This window comes from Streptomyces sp. 4N509B (genome assembly GCF_052245655.1).
Classification (GTDB): Bacteria; Actinomycetota; Actinomycetes; order Streptomycetales; family Streptomycetaceae; genus Streptomyces.
Map to the genome: position 1 here is coordinate 250,136 of NZ_JBQQBZ010000001.1, position 17,727 is coordinate 267,862.

A 17,727-nucleotide genomic window follows, 5' to 3' on the forward strand; every position below is an offset into this window, starting at 1 on the left:
CGGCGACCTCACTTGGCCTCGTAGGCGGCCATGGCGGCACGGACGGCGGGGGAGAACAGGGCGGGGCCCAGCGCGTCGGAGTGCGCGAGGCCCTCCGGTGTGAGGCGCAGCAGCCGCGCGGGCCCGTCGGTGTCCAGCCAGCCGTGGGCGGCGAAGGCGGCCAGCTCGGCCGGGAAGTCGTCGTGCGGGTCGGCGCCGAAACGCTCCCGGTACTCCGCGATCGGCATGCCCCGGGCCTGGAGGAGCGACTGGAGCAGGTGCCGGCGGCGCGCCTCGTCCCCGTCGACGTACCGGCCGTGGTGCGCGCGGGCGAAGCCGTCCGTGGTGGCCTCCTGGACGTAGGCGTCGATGATGGAGCGGATCTCGGTCATGCCGACCGCGTAGTCGAAGGAGTAGTGCAGGGTCGAGGTGTAGGAGCGGGCGCCGCAGCCGAGGCCGATCATGCCGTCGGTCTGGCAGGCGTGGTCGTCCGGGCCCTGGGGCGGCGCGTCGGCGCGGCGGAACATGCGCATCGACACCTGCTCGTAGCCGCTGGCCAGGAGGTGGTCGCGGCCCTGGCGGTAGAGGGTGAGGCGCTGGGTGTCCCACTCCTGGTCGGTGTGGGCGGTGCGCGCGGCGGCGCGGGCGAGGCCGGTGAGGGGGCGGACGTAGAGGGGGTAGAGGTAGATCTCCTCGGGCCGCCAGGCGAGGGCCGCGTCGAGGGAGGTGCGCCAGGTGGCCGGGGTCTGGCCGTCGATGCCGTAGATGAGGTCGATGTTGAGGACGGGGATGCGGGTGTCGCGGATCCGGGCGAGGGCGGCCTCGACGTCGGCGCGGCGCTGCGGCCGGACGGCCGCCCTGGCCTCGGCGTCGACGAAGCTCTGCACGCCGAGGCTGAGCCGCGTGGTGCCGCGTTCGGCGAGGACGGCGAGCCGTTCGGCGGTGGCGGTGGCGGGTGAGGCCTCGACGGAGAGCGGGATGGTGCGCAGCCGTGCGCCCATGCGCCGCTCGGCGATGTCGAACAGCCGGGTGAGCTCGTCGGCGGTGAGGAAGGTGGGGGTGCCGCCGCCGAAGGCGGCGTTCGCGAACCGGACCGGGCCGGTGTCCGCGCCCGTGCCGGGGACGCCTCCACCGGCCCCGGCGTCGTCGAGGGCCTCGCGGACGGCGGCCGCCTGACGGTCGAGGGCGTCGAGGTACCGACCGGTGAGTCCTTCGGGCGCGCCGACGCGGGTGAACAGGTTGCAGAAGCCGCAGCGGACCTCGCAGAACGGTATGTGGAGGTAGAGGGAGAGCGCGTCGGTGCGCTCGCCGCGCCACAGGGACCGCAGGGTGGGCCGCTCGGCGAGGGGGCGGTACGCGGTCTTGTGCGGGTACGCGTAGACGTACGCCTGGTAGGGGCGGACGGGTGTCGCGTCGCCGCCGAGGAGGGCGGCGGTCGTGGTGGTGGTGGTGCCGGCGTGGGTCATGGGGACGGCTCCAGGAAGAAGTGGGCGTACGGCACGGTCCACACGACCTCGTGGCCCAGGCGGTGGCCGACGTGGCCGTCCTCGCCGTAGGCGGTGCCGTGGTCGGAGCAGACGATGGCGAAGCAGCGGCGGCGTGCGCTCATGGCGGCGAAGAGGCGGTCGACGTGCCGGTCGACGTACTCCAGGGCGGCGGCGTGCGTGGCGCGGCTGTCGCCCGTCTCGCGGGTGGCGCCGGGCAGGTGGAACCAGTTGGGCTGGTGGAGGGCGGAGACGTTGAGGAAGAGGAAGAGCCGCCGCTGGGGAGGGAGCGCCGCGACGATCCGCTCGGCGCGGGTGACCTGCTCCTCGAAGGAGGTGGGCGAGGTCACGCCGAAGCCGGGCTCCCAGTGGCTCTCGTGGAACAGGCCGGGCAGCACGCCGCCGAGGGCGCCCCGCTTGTTGAAGAAGCCGACGCCGCCGACGCACGCCGTGTGGTACCCGGCGGCGGCCAGGCCGGAGACGAGGTCTGGCGTGTCGAAGACGAAGGTGCGTGGCGCGGTCGTCTCGCTACCGGCGAAGCGCGCGGCGAAGAGCCGGGGGTGTGGCCCTGGGGCGGCGGGGGTCGGCAGGTATCCGGCGAACATGGCCTGGTGGGAGGCGTAGGTGAAGCTGCCGGGCGCGTGGCGCTTCTGCCAGGCGCGGCCGGGGAGGTGACGGGCCAGGCGCGGGATGCGTCCGGCGGCGGCGAGCTCGGCGGCGACGTCGTAGCGCAGCGTGTCGAGCGTGACGAGCAGCAGGTCGTCGCGGCCGACGACCTCGTTCATGTCGGGGTCGGCGAGGGCGTCGGCAGGGCTGTGGGCGAGGCTTTCGGCGAGGCCGTCGGCGACGCTGGCCGTGGCGGGAATCGTCTCAGGCGGGCGCACGACGGGTCCTCGCGTCGGGGTTCACGTGCTGGTCCGCAGGCCCGTGCACGTGCCTGTGCGCGTGCCCGTCCTCGGGGCGGTGCCGCCGGGCCCACGCGGGGGCGGCGGCGACCTGGGCGGCGTAGGTGTCCAGGCCCTCGGCCGGCGTCCCGGGCAGGCCGGTGAGACCGGGGAGCAGGTCGCCGAAGGCGTTGACCTCGGCGACGGCGAACCGTCGCCAGCCGACGGCCGGCAGCAGGTCGACGCCGACGCACAGCGTGCGGGGGAAGCAGGCCGCCGCCCGCTCGCACACCGCCAGGGCCTCGGCCCAGGCGTCGGGCCCGGCCGCCTCGACGGCGGCGGCCAGGTCGCCACGCCGGCCCCCGAGGTGGAGGTTGGTCATGGGCGAGCGGCTGGTGCGGACGACGGCGTGCGTGGCACGGCCGGCCACGACCACGACGCGCAGGTCGGCCGCACGTCCGCCGCCCAGCGACGCCTTGGGCCACCACCGCTCGACGTGCAGCCCGTCGGGGGCCAGCGCGTCGACCAGGGCGGCGATCTCGGCCTCGCCGGTGAGGCGGCGCAGCCGCAGGGAGTTGTGCAGGTGGCCTTCCCGGGTGACCTCGACGGAGGTGGTGGCCCGCAGCCGGCCCAGCCCGCCGGACTCCAGGGCGACGACGCCCGACGCGGACGAGCCGTGGGCCGGCTTGAGGAAGACACGCGGCATGCCGTGGGCGGCCATCACGGCCCTGACGTCCTCCCAGCCGCGCACGGCGACGGCCCCGCCGGACGTCGGGGAGGCGGGGACGGGGACCCCGGCGGCGGCCAGGACGCCGTGACAGCGACGCTTGTCGAAGAGGACGGACAGCTCCCGCGCGTCGTCCAGCCGCACACCGCCGCGCAGGGAGGCGACGGCGGCGGTGAACCCGGCGTACCAGCGGGCGCCGCCCTCGACCCGCGTCGGGTCGTCCGCGCCCCGCAACGCGCGGTCGACGGCGGTGTGCTCGCCGGGCGAGTCGAGCCGCACGAGCTCGTCGTCGGCGAAGCCGGCGCCGCCGTCGCGCAGCACGGACTCCCAGGGCACGACGCGGGGCGCGGGCAGCCCCGCCTCGCGCACCGCCCGCGTGAACAGGATGACGCGGCGGTTGTCCGGATTGCCGACCACCGCGAACCGCGCCGTGGCGTCCCCTCGTTCGTGTGTCATGGCCGCCGCGGTCCCTACTCGCCGACAGCCACGAAGCGCCAGTCCTCGTCGTCCTCGGCACCGTCGGAGTCGAGGTCGACCGTGACGCCGGCGGGCTCCAGCGCGGCGCGCAGCCGCTCCTGAACCGGCTCGGTGATGTAGTGGTAGTGCAGGTCGAGCTCCTTCAGGTGGGTCAGGGGCTGGCCGTCGAGCAGGGCGGTGGCGCCCTCGTCGGTGAGGACGCCCATGGACAGGTCCAGCACCTCCAGCCGGGCGACGACGGGGGCGGACGCGACGGCGGCGGCGACCGCGTCCTGGATCTCGCTGTTGCGCAGGGCCAGGTGACGCAGGCTCGGCAGCCGTGCGCCGTCGAGGATGGGCGCCAGGTGCTCGATCTCGACGGTGCTGCCGTACTCCGAGGTGCCGAGCCACAGGTCGAGGTGGGTGAGCGCTGGCAGCTCGCTCTCGGCGATGCCGCGGGCGGCCTCGCCCGGCATGCCGCCGGTCTCCACGGTCAGGGAGCGCAGGGCGGCGTGGGTGAAGGGCTCCACCACCAGGCCCGTCCCGCCCCGGACGCCGAACTCCTCCAGCTCGGGGAAGCCCCGCAGCAGCGGGGTGACGTCGCCCTGGTTGATCCAGGAGATCTCGCACTCCTCGGACGTCATGTCGCCGACGAACAGCGCGCGGAGCGCGGTGAGCCGCGGGCGGGCGTCCAGGAGTGTGGCGATGATCTTCTCGGGGCCCGTCTGGTAGGCCTCGCCCCACTCGCCGACGAGGATCGCGCGGACGCGCGTGATGTCGACGGCCTCCGCGAACGCGGCGAAGGTCTCGAACCACTGCTCCTCGGCGTCGTACGTCGCGGCGCTGATCCGCCACGCGACGGCGTCGGCCTCGGGCAGCTCCGCGTCCGCCCTCTCCTTCGGATCGGGGAACTCGAAGACGGGCAGTCCGTGGAACTCCCGAAGATGCCTGGCTGTGCTCATGTCCCCGCTGCTCCTCGCCTGTTGTGGTCGGTGTGCTGCAAGTTGTAGCAGCCGCCTCCGACAACGCCGGTGCCGGGCGGGGACGGAGGGGCGCCCCCGTCCTCGTCTCCCACCTCTCCTCCCCCTCGCCGCCCGGCCGTTGTCAGTGGGGGCGCCTACCGTCGGATCCGACGCGATCGCACCGGGCGACGTGTCGGGAAGGGGAGAGGTATGTACCGGCAGGGGGACGTGCTCATCATGCCGATCGAGGAGTCGGCGGTGTCGCCGCACGTCGCGGACGCGCCGTCGCTGGAGCGGGACGCCCGCGGCCGGATGGTGCTGGCGCTGGGTGAGGTGACGGGGCACGCACACGCCGTCCTGGGGCCGGGCCGGCTCGTGCGGGAGCCGGGCGCCTTCGGCCCGATGCTGCTGCACCTGCCGGACGGCGGCCGGGTGGTGCACGAGGAGCACGCGGCGATACCGCTGCCGAAGGGCTGGTACCGGGTCATCAGGCAGCGGGAGTACGTGCCGGGTGCCGTGCGGATCGTGGCGGACTGAGGGCCCGAGGTGGGGATCGCGGGAGCGGGGATCGCGGGAGCGGGGTTCGCGGAGATGGACAAGGTCGAGGAGCGGAGCGTCATGAGCACCACCACGGACAACGGCACGGACAGCGGTACGGAGAGCGGCACGGCCGGTGGCTGGGCCGGCGGCGCCGACGGCGCCGCCCCGGGCCTGGCGGAGCGCGTCGAGGCGTGGCGGGCGGTGGCGGCCAGGACGGGCGCCGCGGACCGCGAGGCCGCGGAGGCGGGCGTGCGCCTGGCGTACCAGCGGGCGGGGCTGCCCGAGCCCGAGCGGATCGTGTGGGCGGGCTCGCCCCGGGAGGCGATCCGGCTGCTGCGGGGCGCGCCGCAGGGCCTGTTCGGCCCCGAGGCGCGGGGCGAGAGCGTACGGGACGCGGTGCGCAGCGCCCCGTGGGCGGCCGCACGGGCGCGGCTGCACGAGCGGCTCGGTCCGCGGGCGTGGTCGCACCGGTGGAGTGAGACGGGCGGGCTGCTGTGGGAGGGGACGCGGCAGCTGGCGGACCGGGTCCGCGCCGGGCTGATCGAGTCGCTCGCGAGCAGCAGGAAGGAGGAGGCCGCCGTGCGGCTGCTGCTGCTCGACGCGGTGCTCGGCCAGCACGACGCGGCCTGGCTGTGCGCGTTCGACGGGGAGGAGAGCGCGCCGCTGGAGGGCGTCGCCGCCGTGGCCAGGGCCGCCGGCTGGTGGTGGCCGTACGAACGGCTGGCGATCGTCTGCGAGCGGCCCGTCGAGCTGCACCGGGACGAGGCCGGCCGGCTCGATCGCGGCGACGGCCCCGCGCTGGCGTTCCCCGACGGCTTCGCCCTGCACGCCTGGCGTGGCATGCCCGTCCCCGGTGAGTTCCTCACCGAGCTGGGCTCGCTCACCCCGGAGCGGATCCGGGGGGAGGAGAACGCCGAGCTGCGCCGCGTGATGCTGGAGTTCTACGGGTACGAGCGGTATCTGGCCGAGTCGGGCGCCCAGCCCGTGCACCGGGACGAGACGGGGGTGCTGTGGCGAATACCCCTGTCCTTCGACGAGGACGTGGTGATGGTGCAGGTGGTGAACTCCACGCCGGAGCCGGACGGCACGAGCCGCACGTACTGGCTCAGGGTGCCGCCGAGCACCCGCACCGCGAAGCAGGGAGTGGCGTGGACCTTCGGTCTGGAGGAGGAGGCGTACGTGCCCGTACGGCAGACGTGACGGGTGGGCGAGCCGATGAGGGCAGGCGGAGAGGAACGGGAGAGAAAGCGTCGCCCGCGGGATTGACGGCCTTGTTGACGCCGAGTCTCATAAAGGAATGGCTATCACGGGTGACGTCGACGTCACGATGCTGCGGGACGCGCTGGGCGCCCTCAAGGACCGCGAGCAGGTGGCCGAGCGGCTGCTCGCGGCGTCCGAGAGACACTCCTACGATCCCGACACCGAGCTGGACTGGGAGCAGCCCTTCGTGGACGGCCTGTGGTTCTGGCCGCCCGAGTTGGTCTCGCTCTACGACACGCCGCTGTGGTACGAGATGTCCGAGGAGCAGCGGATCGCGCTCTCGCGCCACGAGGCCGCGGCCCTGGCCTCCCTCGGCATCTGGTTCGAGCTGATCCTGATGCAGCTGCTGGTGCGGTACCTCTACGACAAGTCGGCCACCAGCTCCCACGTGCGGTACGCGCTGACGGAGATCGCCGACGAGTGCCGGCACTCGATGATGTTCGCCCGGGCGATCCGACGCATGGGGACACCGAACTACCCGCCGGCCAGGGGCCACCACAACCTCGCCCGGGTGTTCAAGACCATCTCCACCACGCCCGGCTCCTTCGTGGCGACCCTGCTCGGCGAGGAGGTCCTCGACTGGATGCAGCGGCTGACCTTCCCCGACGAGCGGGTGCAGCCGCTCGTCCGGGGCGTCACCAGGATCCACGTCGTGGAGGAGGCGCGGCACGTCCGGTACGCCAGGGAGGAGCTGCGCCGGCAGATGGTGCACGCCCCACGCTGGGAGAGGGAGGTGACGCGCCTGGTCAGCGGCGAGTTCGCCCGCGTCTTCTCCGTCGCCTTCGTGAACCCCCGGGTGTACACGGAGGTCGGGCTCGACCGGCGCGAGGCGATCGCACAGGCGCGTCAGAGCGCGCACCGGCGCGAAGTGATGCAGGAGGGCGCCCGGCGTCTGACGGAGTTCCTCGACGACATCGGCGTGATGCGCGGCCTGGGGCGACGGATGTGGCGAAGCTCGGGCCTGATGGCCTGAGCGAAACGTCTCCCCGGGCGGCTACGCTGCGCCCATGAGCGGCCAGACCTCACCGCGGGTGCCGGCCTACCGCCGGCTGAGCGTGGACGAACGTCGTGCCCAGCTGATCTCCGCCGCGCTCCAGCTCTTCGCGCGCAACGTGCCCGAGGACGTGTCGCTGGACGACGTCGCCCGCCACGCCGAGGTCTCCCGACCGCTGGTCTACCGCTACTTTCCCGGCGGCAAGCAGCAGCTCTATGAGGCGGCCCTCCACCAGGCGGCGCAGCAGGTCGGCGCGTGCTTCGACCTGCCGGCCACGGGCCCGTTGACCGAGCGGCTCGCCCTCGGCCTCGACCGCTACCTCGCGTTCGTGCGTGACCACGACGAGGGCTTCACCGCACTGCTGCGCGGCGGAAGCGTCGTGGAGACGGCACGCACGACGGCGATCGTCGACGGCGTGCGGCGCACCGCGGCCCAACGGGTGCTGAGCCACCTGCCCGTCGACACGCCAGGGCCCTGGCTGCGGATCGCCGTCCGCACGTGGATCAGCTCGGTCGAGGCGATGTCGCTGATCTCGCTCGACGAGGGCGAGCCGACGCTGGCCGAGCTGCGCGACTACCTCATCGACCTCTTCTTCGGGCAGCTGCTGGTCACCGCCGCCCACGACGAGCAGACCGCCGAGGCGATCCGCGCCGCCGCGCCGCTTGAGCCGGCGGACGGCCGCATCGCGCTCCTCCTGGAGCGGGTCATGCACACGCTGGCCGGGACACCCACCGTCTCCTGACCCCATCCCACGCCCCCCGCCCCCGCCCCACACACAGCGTGCGGGGACGCGGCACGGCCCAGACCCGGTCCGGGCCCGGGCCCGGACCGCCGGACGACAGGCGACGGGCCCGGCCACACCCCACGTGCGCGGCCGGGCCCCGTGCCCTGCGGGCCGGAGATCAGCCGGCCGTGCCGGTCACCGAGGTGCCGGAACGGGTCACGGTGTAGCTCACGGTCTCGCCACTCCAGTAGTGGAAGGTGAGGTTGACCGTGGCGCCGTCGCGGACCTCACCGAAGAACGTCGAGGTCAACGTCGTCTCGCCGGCCGTGTAGTCCGGGGCGAAGGCCACGTCGAACTCCTTGTAGGACGTCCAGTCGTGCGGCCCCGCGTTGCCACCGTCGGCGTAGACCGCCTCCATCGTGGCCAGGAGGTCCCCGTTGAACGCGGTCGGGATCGCGAAGGACTCCGTCGTGCCCGTGGCGTCGGACAGCACCGGCCTGTCGTGGGTGATGACGTGGAAGTCCCACGGCACGCCCTGGGAGAAGTCGGCCGTCAGGACCGCGTTCGTCCCGTACTCCCCGCCCTCGGTCAGGCGGGCCAGGGTCGCGGCGGAGAAGGTGAGCTGGTCACCGCTCACCGTGAAGTCCTCGCCCCGCACCAGCTCGGTGCCGTCGTGGCTGATCGTGGTCAGGCTGTTGCCGGCCAGGTCGAGCGCGACCGTGGTGTCCGTGGTGGGCTCCCCGGCGCGGACGAAGATCTGGTCGGTGGCGGCGGTGGCGGAGTCGACGGACCAGCTCGACCGGATCTGGCGGATGAGGCTCTGGTCGCGCCAGCTCAGCGCGGTGCGGTCGAAGTGCTGCCCGTTGTCCCACCACATGGTGGTGATCTGCCGCTCGCGGGCGTAGCCGCCGAGGAACTCGAAGAACTTCAGCTTCTCGCCCTGCTGGATGGTGCCCGTGTGGCGGTCGAACCCGAGCAGGCCGTACTCGCCGAGGATCACCGGGACGCCCTGCGAGACGAAGGTGTTGTACACGCGGTCGAACGCGTTGGTCAGGTCGGCCTGCGTCTCGGCGTCGAAACGGGTGTAGCCGGCGACGTTCACGCTGAACGGCCAGAAGCCGTAGTAGTGGAACGTCGCGATGAGGTTCGGGTCGTTCAGCTCGGCGAAGGTCGCGACGAGCTCGTCGAGCCTGGCCTGGTCGGCGGAGGTGTGGAGCGTCGGCAGCACGAGCAGGCGGTCGGCGTTCTGCCCGCCGGAGTCACGGACCAGGCCGTGGAACGCGGTGTTCAGCTCGTGCAGCAGCTCGGCGTTCTGCGCGTCGCCCGAGCTGCCCGCGAACTGCGGCTCGTTGATGCTCTCGAAGAGCAGCCGGTCGGCCGGCGCGTCGCGGAACGCCTCGGCGATCTGCTCCCACGTCGCGGTGAAACGGTCCAGCACGGTGTCGTGCTGCGTCGGCATCTGGTTGACCCACTGCCACGAGTCGTGGTGCACGTTGAGCATGACGTAGAAGCCCTCGTCGAGCGCCCAGTCGACGACCTCCTGGACCCGTGAGAGGTAGGCGGGCTCGATCGTGTAGTCGGGCGCCGCGCCCTGGTGCTGGCCCCAGGTGACGGGGATGCGGATGCTGTTGAAGCCCTCGTCGCGGATGCCGCCGAGCAGCTCGCGGGTGATGCGCGGGTTGCCCCAGGAGGTCTCGTCGGCGCCGGTGGCGTCGAGGCTGTTGCCCAGGTTCCAGCCCGGCTGCATGGCCGCGACGGTCTGCTCGGCGACGGTCATCCGCGGGTGGGGCTTCGGCTTGTGGGGCTTGCCCGCCTCGGCGGCGTGGCCGGTGCCCGGCAGGATCGTCAGGCCGAGAACGGCCAGCAGCGCGGCAAGCGCGGTCAGGGCGCTCAGCAGCCCTGGCGAACGGCTCTTGGACCGACTCTTCGTACGGCTCGTCATCGTCGTCCCTTCCGGTGACGGTGCGGTGGGGGGCGGGGGCGGGGGCGGGGGAGCGTGCGGTGGACGCGCTCCCACGGGCGACAGGCACGGATCGTAGGTATCGAATGCCGTTCGCATAAGGGGGCGGGGCGCACCCGGGACACGGCGGTGCCCACGGGTCCGGGCGCTTCCCGCCGCCGGCGCCCGGCTCGGCGTGGAGGATTGACGGGCACCTCCCGCGCCTCTACGGTCAACGCGGTCGCGTTACAGCAAGCGCTTACCATTCTTCCCTCCCCCGCCACGCCCCACCGACCCCCGACCGCCGACCACCGACCACCGAGAGACAGGAGAGTCGGACGTGACCAGTCACCCCGACAGACGGCCCCCCGCCCGCCGCGGCCTCGTCGCCGCCCTCGCCAGCCTTCCCCTCACGCTGGCCGCGGCCCCCGCCGCGTTCGCCTCCCCTTCCCCCTCCCCCTCCCCTTCTCCCGGCCCGGGTGCGGGTGGCGGACACGCGCGCCCCGCCCGCACCCTCTACATCGCCGGTGACTCCACCGCCGCGCAGAAGTACGCCGACGCCGCGCCCGAGACGGGCTGGGGCATGGCACTGCCCTTCTTCCTCCACGGGCGGCTCGCCGTCGCCAACCACGCCGTCAACGGCCGCAGCTCCCGGAGCTTCGTCGACGAGGGACGCCTGGCCGCCATCCTGGAGACGATCCGCCCCGGCGACCTGCTCCTCACGCAGTTCGGCCACAACGACTCCAAGGCCGACGACCCCTCCCGCTACACCGAACCGTGGACGACGTACCAGGAGCACCTCCTCCTCTACGTCGACGCGGCGCGGACGCGCGGCGCGGTCCCGGTGCTCGCCACGCCCGTCGAGCGACGCCGTTTCGACGCCGACGGCAACGCCCAGGTCTCGCACGGCGAGTACCCGGACGCGATGCGGGCCCTCGCCGAGCGGGAGGACGTCGCGCTCCTCGACCTCCACGCGCTGTCGCTGGCCCTCTGGCAGGAACTCGGCCCGGAGGAGACCAAGCGGTACTTCAACTGGACCGACACCGAACAGGACAACACCCACTTCAACCCGCCGGGCGCGATCGCCGTCGCCCGCCTCGTCGCCCAGCAGCTGGTGGCGCGGGGGGTGCTGCGCCCCTCCGACGTGAGGCGGCTGACGGACGAGGTCCCCGAGGAGTGGATCACCTGGCCGGCGGCCTGACAACGGTGGTGGACAACGGAAGTTGACGCCTCCGCCGGTAGGTGGTTCTGTGTGCGCCCCAGGCCCGCCAGGGCGCAGGAACGAATCGGGGGAAGCAGCGTCGTGAGTAGTCAGTTACCAGGTCCGCAGGGTCCGTACGGCGGGCCGCAGCAGCCGTACGGACCGGGCCAGCCGCCACCGCCGCACCAGCCACACCACCAGCCGCCGCCGGCACAGCCCTACGGACAGCCGCAGCCGCCCCCACCCGCGGGCCAGCCCGGCCACCCGGGCCACGCCCCCGCCTACCCCGGCCACCCGGGCCACGCGCCCGGGTGGCCGGCTCAGCCCGGTTACCCCGTTCAACCCGGCTATCCCGGGCACCCCGGCCCGCCCCCGAGCGCACCGGGCCAGCCGAGAAAGAAGCGAACGGGCCTGTACATCGCCCTCGCCATCGTCCTCGTGCTGGCGATCGCCGCCCCCGTCACCTACTTCTTCGTCCTGGGCGAGGACGGCATCCACGACGACGGCCTCGACTACACCCTCGAGCCCTCCGAGGGCGTCCAGCAGCTCACGATCGACCCGGAGGCCACGGAGGCGGCCCGCGAGGAGGGCGGCATCTCGGAGGAGGAGGCCGGCGACCTGAACGTCACGGTCGAGGGCCGCGCCGTCGCCGTCTACTCCAGCGTCCCGAACCCGCCGCCCAACGTGGGCTACGCCTACTACTCCGGCCTCTACGGCGACGTGGCGGACCCGGAGGCGACGCTCGCGCACTTCTTCGCCTCGGGCGGCGGCGAGTTCGTCGACGAGGACGAGACCAGGCTGCTCGGCGAGCCCGAGTCGTTCACCCCCACCGCGCCGGGCAACGCCGTGATGCAGTGCCAGATGCTGGAGCTGATCGAGCCGGAATCCGGCTACGCGAGCCAGGCCCCGCTGTGCGCGTGGGCGGACTACGACACCTTCGCCTACGTCATGGTCACCTCCAACACCGAGGGACTCGGCATCCCGAATCCCTCCCCGATCACGCTGGAACGCGCCGCCGAGTTCACCTCCGCCGCCCGCGGCCTGAGCCTGACGGAGACCGGCCCGGAGTGAGGGGCAGCGCCGGACGGGAAGCACGCTGGGCGGGTAAGGAGGCGGGGCAGTGCGCGAAGCGAAGTCAGTCGCCGTTCGCAAACTCACTCGATCAGGTGAAGAAGCTCAGGCCGAACGATTCGCCCCCGTTTTGTCGTCTTAGCGTCTGATCATGGTCACTTCCCGCCATGAGGCGGCACATCAGGTATTCCGGGATCACCCCGGTCTGTTAGAGCCCGCGTTCCAGATTCTCGGCCTTCCGTTTCCCGCGAGCCCCGTCGTCGAGGTCGCCCCGTCGGACGTCAACGACATGCGGCCGGTGGAACGGCGCGTGGACACCGTCCTGCGGGTCAGGTCGCCGGACGCGGGCGACCTCCTGCTCGCGATCGAGTCCCAGCTGCGTCGCGACGACAGCAAGGTCGAGAGCTGGGCGTACTACGTGTCGTACATGACGGCACGGTTCGGCACTCCGACGCTGCTGATCGTCGTGTGCCAGGACGGCGCGACGGCCGACTGGGCCGCCCGCCCGTTGAAGCTCCGGGCGGCAGGCTGGACGGTCCTCACGGTGAACCCGCTGGTCCTCGGGCCGCACAACGTTCCGAGGATCACCGACGCGGGCGAGGCCGCGGAGAAGCTTTCCCTCGCGACCCTGTCCGCGATCATTCATGGCCGGAGCACGGACTCCAGGCCCATACTGGAGGCGTTGGCGCACGCCTTGGCGAAGGTCCCGGAGGACATCGCGGAATCCTGTGTCGAAACCATCGAAGCGGCTCTGCTGAAGAGCCGGGCACTCGAACTCTGGAGGAGTCTGGTGAGCAGCTACGTACCCGTCGTGGGCGGTCTCGTCTGGAACTACCGGGAGACGATCAAGGCCGAGGCCCGCGAGGAAGGGCTGGAGGAAGGCCGAGCGGAGGGGCGCGAGGAAGGGCTGGAGGAAGGCCGAGCGGAAGGGCTCGCCCAGGGTAAGGCCCAGGGCAAAGCCCAGGATCTCCTCGAGGTGATGACGGTCCGGGGATTCCAGGTCTCCGACGACGACCGGCAGCGCATCCTCGCCTGTACCGACCTCCCCACCCTTGACCGCTGGTTCTCCCGGTCTCTCCGTGCGGCGAGCACCGCCGAGGTGTTCGACGACGATCCCTCGTGTTCGTGTGACTCCTGACAGAACAGACTGACAGAGCAGGCTGACAGAACGACCTCCGCGGAGAGGTGGTGGCCGGGCTGTCGGGAAGCGGGTGCGGCGGGCGCGCCAGATCGCCTTCCCCCGCGCAACCTTCCCGGCGCCCGGTGGTCTGACATCCGCTGGCCACACTTTCCTCACCTCCGCCACCCCTCTCCCAGGAGTACGCCGAAACGTGCAGACCAACCTGACGGGACGACACGCCCTCCGAGCCGCGATCGTCCTCGCCGCCGCCGCGGCCACAGCGACCGGGCTCCTGCCCGCCCTTCCGACGCCACCCGCACACGCGGCGCCCGCGCCCCACGCCGACGACTTCAACGGCGACGGCATCCGCGACTACGCCAGCTGGGTGAACTGGAGCGAGCAGGCCGGCTATGGGGGAGCGGTACGGATCACCTTCGGCACCCCCTCCGGCCCGGGCACCAGGACGCAACTCGTCCACCAGGGCAGCCGCGGCGTGCCAGGCAGGAACGAGGCGGACGACCAGTTCGGCCGGGTACGCGCCTCCGCCGACTTCAACGGCGACGGCTACGCCGACCTTGCCGTGGCCTCGCCGATGGAGAAGGTCGACGGCCGAGAGAACCAGGGCTGGGTGACCGTCCTGTGGGGAGGCCCCTCCGGCCTCTCGGGCGGCACCACCATCCCCAACAGGAACCCGAGGGCCTACGGCGGATTCGGCTCCGACCTGGCGACGGGCGATTTCAACGGCGACGGCAGGGCCGACCTCGCCGCGGTCAACAGCTTCGAGACCTACGTCTACCGCGGACGCATCGACCGCTCCGGGGTGGCGGGCAGCGTCACCATGCTCGACCGCGAGGACCAGGGCTTCTACTCCGAGAGCCTGATCGCCGGCCGGATCACGAAGGACAGGGCCACGGACCTGGTGATCCTCGGCACGACCGGGGTCGACGTCCGCTTCGTGACCGACGCCTGGTTCGTGCGCGGCGGCAGGCCGCTGCACGAGGGTCGGACGCTGCGGATCGACAGCAGACAGGAGGCGGAGGACGCGGCACCCGACGGTGTGATCGCCGACTTCGACCAGGACGGCTACGGCGACGTCGCCATCGGAGCCAGGGGCGAGGCCGACGGCCGTGGCGAGGTCACCGTCTGGTACGGCGGATCCGACGGCCCCGGCTCCTCCACCCGCCTCACGCAGGCGACAGCCGGCATCGCCGGCATCCGCGAGCCGGAAGACCTCTTCGGTTGCAGCCTCTCCGCCGGTGACGCCAACGGGGACGGCTATCCCGACCTGGCCGTCGGCTCCTACGGCGAGAAGATCAACGGCGAGGCGGGTGCGGGCATCGTGTACGTCCTCCGGGGTGGCTCCAACGGGCTGACCGGCCGCGGCTCACAGGCGTTTCATCGCGACACCCCCGGGGTGCCGGGAGACATCGGGCCGTTCGGCGACCACTTCGGCGAAGTCGTGCGGCTGCGTGCCGACCGGGACGCCTACGACGACCTGTACGTCTACGGCTACGACGACGCCTCGGTACGCCTGCGCGGCAGCCCCGGCGGGATCACCACCGACGGTGCCACCACGCCCGCCGACCCCGGCCTCGTGGACGGCATGCTCCAGTAGTCGGTCGTGGCCTCACGAACCGGGCCCGCGACCGGCACGCGACGGCCCGGGTTCGCCCGGGTCCGTCCGAGTCCACTCGGGTTCGGCCGTCAGCGTCGCGCGAACGGTCCGTCGCCGTCGAAGACGAGTCGCGCGAAGCGTTCCCCGATGCGCCGGTGGGTGGCGGCGTCGGGATGGAGCTCGTCCGGGAGCGGGAGCTCGGCGAGGTCCGCCTCGCCGTAGAGCTCGCGGCCGTCGAGGAGGTGCAGGTGCGCGTCCTCGGCGGCCCGCGTCGCCACGACGCGGGCGAGCTCCTCCCGCACGACGTTCAGCGTCAGCTTCCCGGCCGCCCGCTCCGCCGGGTCACCGGCCGCCCGGAACCGCAGCCTCCCGGCGCCGACCTCGCTGAAGTCCGGGAGGCTGGGGCCCGGAGTGTCCTCGTGGATGGGGCACAGGATCGGGGAGACGACCAGCAGCGGCGTGGTCGGGTGTCCCTCGCGGAGGGTGTCGAGGAAGCCGTGCACGGCCGGTCCGAAGGCGCGCAGCCGCATCAGGTCGGCGCCGACGACGTTGATCCCGATCTTGACGCTGATCAGGTCCGCCGGGGTGTCGCGCATCGCGCGGGCGGTGAACGGGTCGAGCAGCGCGCCGCCGCCGAAGCCCAGGTTGACCAGTTCGACTCCCCCCAGGGCGGCGGCCAGTGCCGGCCAGGTGGTGGACGGGCTCTCGGCGTTCGACCCCTGGCTGATCGAACTGCCGTGGTGCAGCCACACCCTCCCCGGTGCGGGCGCGGCCTCGACGGGCGCGTCGGTGCGGAGCGCGAGAAGGCGCGTGCTCTCGTTGTGCGGCAGCCAGACCTCGACGGTCTTCGCGCGCGCCGGCAGCCCGGGGAACCTGATGGTGCCGGCCGGACCCGGGCGGGTCTCGGCGGTGCCGGCGGCCATGTCGATGGTCAGGACGTCGCCGTCGGAGGCGCTCGCCCGGCCGGCCAGCTCGCCGTCCACGCGCAGGTCGTAGAGCCCGTCGGGCCGTGGCGGCGCGCCCACGTAGTCCATCTTCGTGGCGAGCGTGTCCAGTTCGACGACGGTCGCCCGGGTCCGGAACACCAGCCGCACGCCGGAGGGCTGCGCCTCGGCCATCGCCAACTGGCCGTCGGCCCCCTGGGCCCGTGCCCACGCGGGCAGGCGGTGCGGGAGCAGCCCCCGCTCGGTCGTCTCCAGTTCGAGCGCGCCGCGCAGCAGCTCCGCCGTGATCGGCGTCGTGACCGGAGTGGCGCGGTGCTGCCTGAGGTCGCGATCGTCGCGAGCGTCGTCGTGGGGGCGGGCCATGGGACCAGCCTGTCAGACCTCGCCCGCCTCGCGCGGCGGAGGTGTCGGCGCCGGCGTCGGCGCCCCGCTGAGGTCGTGGTCGTAACGGACGAAGCCGTTGAAGCGGGCCACCCTGTCGTAGAGGGCGCGGGCCGGGGCGTTGTCCTCCGCCGTCAGCCAGTACAGGCGGAAGGCGTCACGGCTCCGCGCCTCCCGCGCCACTCCCTCGATCAGCGCGCGTCCCACGCCCTGGCCCCGCACGGTGTCGGCGACGAACAGGTCCTGGAGGTAGCAGACCTCCGGCATCCACAGGGCGGTGTGGAAGAGGTAGTGCGCGATGCCGACCAGCCGCCCGTCGAGCCGCGCGCCCAGTCCGTGGACCTCGCCGCCGTTCACCAGCCGCCGCCAGGTCTCCTCGTACAGCTCGTCCGCCACCGGTGTCCGGTAGAACGCCTTGTAGCCGCGCGCCAGAACCTCCCAGCCGTCGCGGTCCTCGGGGCGCAGAGGCGATATGTCGATCATGGCGCCATCATCGCGCCCGCGTCCGCACCCGCACCCGCCCCACGGGCTCAGGGAGACGTGCTCACGGTGACGGGCGCGCGGCGGCAGACGGCGGGAGGCCCCGTAGGAAGTCGTCGAGCAGGGCGTTGAACGCGGCCGGGTCCTCCATCGGGGGATAGTGCGCGGTGTCCTCGACGAGCGCGACGCCGCCCCTGCGGACGGTCCGGGCGAGGCGTTCGGCGTTGCTGAGGTGGTCGGGGGAGTCGAGGGCGCCGTTGATCGCCAGGACCGGGACGTCGAGGGCCGCCGCCCGGCGCCAGGTGTCGGTGACCGGCAGGACGTGGTCGGGCGTGCCGGCCTCGTGCTTGGCGATGGTCCGGCCCGCCATCGCCCGCAGACGCAGCACCACCTCCTCGGGCACGTCCTCCAGGTCGCGGTGCGGGCCCGCCGCCAGCCTCAGGAACGCGTCGAGACAGCCCTCGACGTCGCCCTCGCGTAGGGCGCGCGCCTGGGTGTCGAGGATGTCGAGGGTCCACGGGTCCTCGAACGGGGACTCGCTCGTTCCCGCGCCGCTGACGACCAGCGCGCTGACGAGTTCGGGGTGTTCGAGGGCCGTGTCGACGGCGACGCAGCCGCCCATCGACAGGCCGACGAGGACGGCGGGCGCGGCGTCGAGGGCGCGCAGCAGCACGGCGAGGTCGTCGGCGGGCCGGTAGGGCAGGGTCGCGTTGGCGGACAGGCCGTGGCCCCGGGCGTCCGGCGCGATCACGCGGTGGCGCGGGGCGAAGGCGCTGATCTGGTCACGCCACATGCCGTGGTCGAGGAAGCCGCCGTGGAGCAGCACCAGCGGCGGGCCGGCGTCCGGCCCTCCGCCGGCGCCGCTCTCGCAGTACGCGAGCGCGCCGTCGACGGTCTCGACGTAGCGCGCCGCCGCGTGGGAGTGCCGTCCGGCTCGGGCTGCCATGCACGAACGATCCCACGCCG

16 protein-coding genes are annotated in these 17,727 nt (G+C 73.1%); 8 read left to right on the plus strand and 8 right to left on the minus strand.

All coding sequences use genetic code 11. From position 1 onward, the window contains the following. Positions 1-8 precede the first annotated feature (8 nt). From ACTWP5_RS01085 to ACTWP5_RS01100, 4 genes are all read right to left on the minus strand, one after another. Entirely contained in the window at positions 9-1,445 is a 1,437-nt protein-coding gene (locus ACTWP5_RS01085; RefSeq protein WP_443218716.1) for an STM4012 family radical SAM protein, read from the minus strand. Then, the gene (locus ACTWP5_RS01090; protein ID WP_443218920.1) at positions 1,442-2,248 is read right to left on the minus strand and encodes an STM4013/SEN3800 family hydrolase; all 807 of its coding nucleotides are present in this window, start codon (positions 2,246-2,248) and stop codon (positions 1,442-1,444) included. The genes ACTWP5_RS01085 and ACTWP5_RS01090 overlap by 4 nt, the downstream gene beginning before the upstream one ends. A gap of 85 nt (positions 2,249-2,333) precedes the next feature. Next, the gene (locus ACTWP5_RS01095; protein WP_443218717.1) at positions 2,334-3,530 is read right to left on the minus strand and encodes an STM4014 family protein; all 1,197 of its coding nucleotides are present in this window, start codon (positions 3,528-3,530) and stop codon (positions 2,334-2,336) included. 14 nt (positions 3,531-3,544) lie between these two features. Next, positions 3,545-4,492 carry an STM4015 family protein gene (locus tag ACTWP5_RS01100; RefSeq protein WP_443218718.1) on the minus strand — a complete coding sequence of 316 codons (948 nt, stop codon included), beginning with the start codon at positions 4,490-4,492 and terminating at the stop codon, positions 3,545-3,547. A 210-nt stretch (positions 4,493-4,702) separates the two neighbouring features. Between ACTWP5_RS01100 and ACTWP5_RS01105 the strand changes: the two genes are divergently transcribed. From ACTWP5_RS01105 to ACTWP5_RS01120, 4 genes are all read left to right on the plus strand, one after another. Then, entirely contained in the window at positions 4,703-5,029 is a 327-nt protein-coding gene (locus ACTWP5_RS01105; RefSeq protein ID WP_443218719.1) for a hypothetical protein, read from the plus strand. A gap of 81 nt (positions 5,030-5,110) precedes the next feature. Continuing rightward, positions 5,111-6,232 (plus strand): DUF6745 domain-containing protein, encoded by a 1,122-nt coding sequence (locus ACTWP5_RS01110; RefSeq protein ID WP_443218720.1) that lies wholly within the window; start codon positions 5,111-5,113, stop codon positions 6,230-6,232. A 97-nt stretch (positions 6,233-6,329) separates the two neighbouring features. Next, positions 6,330-7,265, plus strand: a complete 936-nt coding sequence (locus ACTWP5_RS01115; protein ID WP_443218721.1) for an AurF N-oxygenase family protein — start codon at positions 6,330-6,332, stop codon at positions 7,263-7,265. 34 nt (positions 7,266-7,299) lie between these two features. Beyond that, entirely contained in the window at positions 7,300-8,028 is a 729-nt protein-coding gene (locus ACTWP5_RS01120) for a TetR/AcrR family transcriptional regulator (RefSeq protein WP_443218722.1), read from the plus strand. A gap of 160 nt (positions 8,029-8,188) precedes the next feature. Here ACTWP5_RS01120 and ACTWP5_RS01125 read toward each other — a convergent pair whose 3' ends face one another. Continuing rightward, complete coding sequence (locus ACTWP5_RS01125) at positions 8,189-9,952, minus strand: cellulase family glycosylhydrolase (protein WP_443218723.1); 1,764 nt, start codon at positions 9,950-9,952, stop codon at positions 8,189-8,191. 337 nt (positions 9,953-10,289) lie between these two features. On the opposite strand from ACTWP5_RS01125, the gene ACTWP5_RS01130 reads away from it, so the two are divergent. The 4 genes from ACTWP5_RS01130 to ACTWP5_RS01145 all read left to right on the plus strand — a co-directional run bounded on the left by ACTWP5_RS01130 (position 10,290) and on the right by ACTWP5_RS01145 (position 14,956). After that, positions 10,290-11,150, plus strand: coding sequence for a rhamnogalacturonan acetylesterase (locus tag ACTWP5_RS01130; protein WP_443218724.1), 861 nt, complete (start codon positions 10,290-10,292; stop codon positions 11,148-11,150). Between the two features lie 102 nt (positions 11,151-11,252). Next, the gene (locus tag ACTWP5_RS01135) at positions 11,253-12,221 is read left to right on the plus strand and encodes a hypothetical protein (protein ID WP_443218725.1); all 969 of its coding nucleotides are present in this window, start codon (positions 11,253-11,255) and stop codon (positions 12,219-12,221) included. Between the two features lie 151 nt (positions 12,222-12,372). Beyond that, positions 12,373-13,359: a hypothetical protein gene (locus tag ACTWP5_RS01140; RefSeq protein ID WP_443218726.1), complete on the plus strand. Its 987-nt coding sequence runs from the start codon at positions 12,373-12,375 to the stop codon at positions 13,357-13,359. 193 nt (positions 13,360-13,552) lie between these two features. After that, positions 13,553-14,956 (plus strand): FG-GAP and VCBS repeat-containing protein, encoded by a 1,404-nt coding sequence (locus ACTWP5_RS01145; protein WP_443218727.1) that lies wholly within the window; start codon positions 13,553-13,555, stop codon positions 14,954-14,956. An 89-nt stretch (positions 14,957-15,045) separates the two neighbouring features. Here the strand turns inward: ACTWP5_RS01145 and ACTWP5_RS01150 are convergent, their stop codons facing one another. From ACTWP5_RS01150 to ACTWP5_RS01160, 3 genes are all read right to left on the minus strand, one after another. After that, positions 15,046-16,263 carry a GDSL-type esterase/lipase family protein gene (locus ACTWP5_RS01150; RefSeq protein WP_443218728.1) on the minus strand — a complete coding sequence of 406 codons (1,218 nt, stop codon included), beginning with the start codon at positions 16,261-16,263 and terminating at the stop codon, positions 15,046-15,048. Between the two features lie 12 nt (positions 16,264-16,275). Next, the gene (locus ACTWP5_RS01155; protein WP_443218729.1) at positions 16,276-16,764 is read right to left on the minus strand and encodes a GNAT family N-acetyltransferase; all 489 of its coding nucleotides are present in this window, start codon (positions 16,762-16,764) and stop codon (positions 16,276-16,278) included. A 61-nt stretch (positions 16,765-16,825) separates the two neighbouring features. Then, entirely contained in the window at positions 16,826-17,707 is an 882-nt protein-coding gene (locus ACTWP5_RS01160; RefSeq protein ID WP_443218730.1) for an alpha/beta fold hydrolase, read from the minus strand. Positions 17,708-17,727 lie beyond the last annotated feature (20 nt).

Excerpts from the sequence above, each read along its gene's own strand:
- ACTWP5_RS01120 (WP_443218722.1), top strand. The coding sequence starts at position 7,300 with ATGAGCGGCCAGACCTCACCGCGGGTGCCGGCCTACCGCCGGCTGAGC.
- ACTWP5_RS01095 (WP_443218717.1), bottom strand. The coding sequence starts at position 3,530 with ATGACACACGAACGAGGGGACGCCACGGCGCGGTTCGCGGTGGTCGGC.
- ACTWP5_RS01085 (WP_443218716.1), bottom strand. The coding sequence starts at position 1,445 with ATGACCCACGCCGGCACCACCACCACCACGACCGCCGCCCTCCTCGGC.
- ACTWP5_RS01115 (WP_443218721.1), top strand. The coding sequence starts at position 6,330 with ATGGCTATCACGGGTGACGTCGACGTCACGATGCTGCGGGACGCGCTG.
- ACTWP5_RS01150 (WP_443218728.1), bottom strand. The coding sequence starts at position 16,263 with ATGGCCCGCCCCCACGACGACGCTCGCGACGATCGCGACCTCAGGCAG.
- ACTWP5_RS01160 (WP_443218730.1), bottom strand. The coding sequence starts at position 17,707 with ATGGCAGCCCGAGCCGGACGGCACTCCCACGCGGCGGCGCGCTACGTC.
- ACTWP5_RS01090 (WP_443218920.1), bottom strand. The coding sequence starts at position 2,248 with ATGAACGAGGTCGTCGGCCGCGACGACCTGCTGCTCGTCACGCTCGAC.
- ACTWP5_RS01140 (WP_443218726.1), top strand. The coding sequence starts at position 12,373 with ATGGTCACTTCCCGCCATGAGGCGGCACATCAGGTATTCCGGGATCAC.
- ACTWP5_RS01110 (WP_443218720.1), top strand. The coding sequence starts at position 5,111 with ATGAGCACCACCACGGACAACGGCACGGACAGCGGTACGGAGAGCGGC.
- ACTWP5_RS01125 (WP_443218723.1), bottom strand. The coding sequence starts at position 9,952 with ATGACGAGCCGTACGAAGAGTCGGTCCAAGAGCCGTTCGCCAGGGCTG.
- ACTWP5_RS01100 (WP_443218718.1), bottom strand. The coding sequence starts at position 4,492 with ATGAGCACAGCCAGGCATCTTCGGGAGTTCCACGGACTGCCCGTCTTC.
- ACTWP5_RS01105 (WP_443218719.1), top strand. The coding sequence starts at position 4,703 with ATGTACCGGCAGGGGGACGTGCTCATCATGCCGATCGAGGAGTCGGCG.
- ACTWP5_RS01155 (WP_443218729.1), bottom strand. The coding sequence starts at position 16,764 with ATGATCGACATATCGCCTCTGCGCCCCGAGGACCGCGACGGCTGGGAG.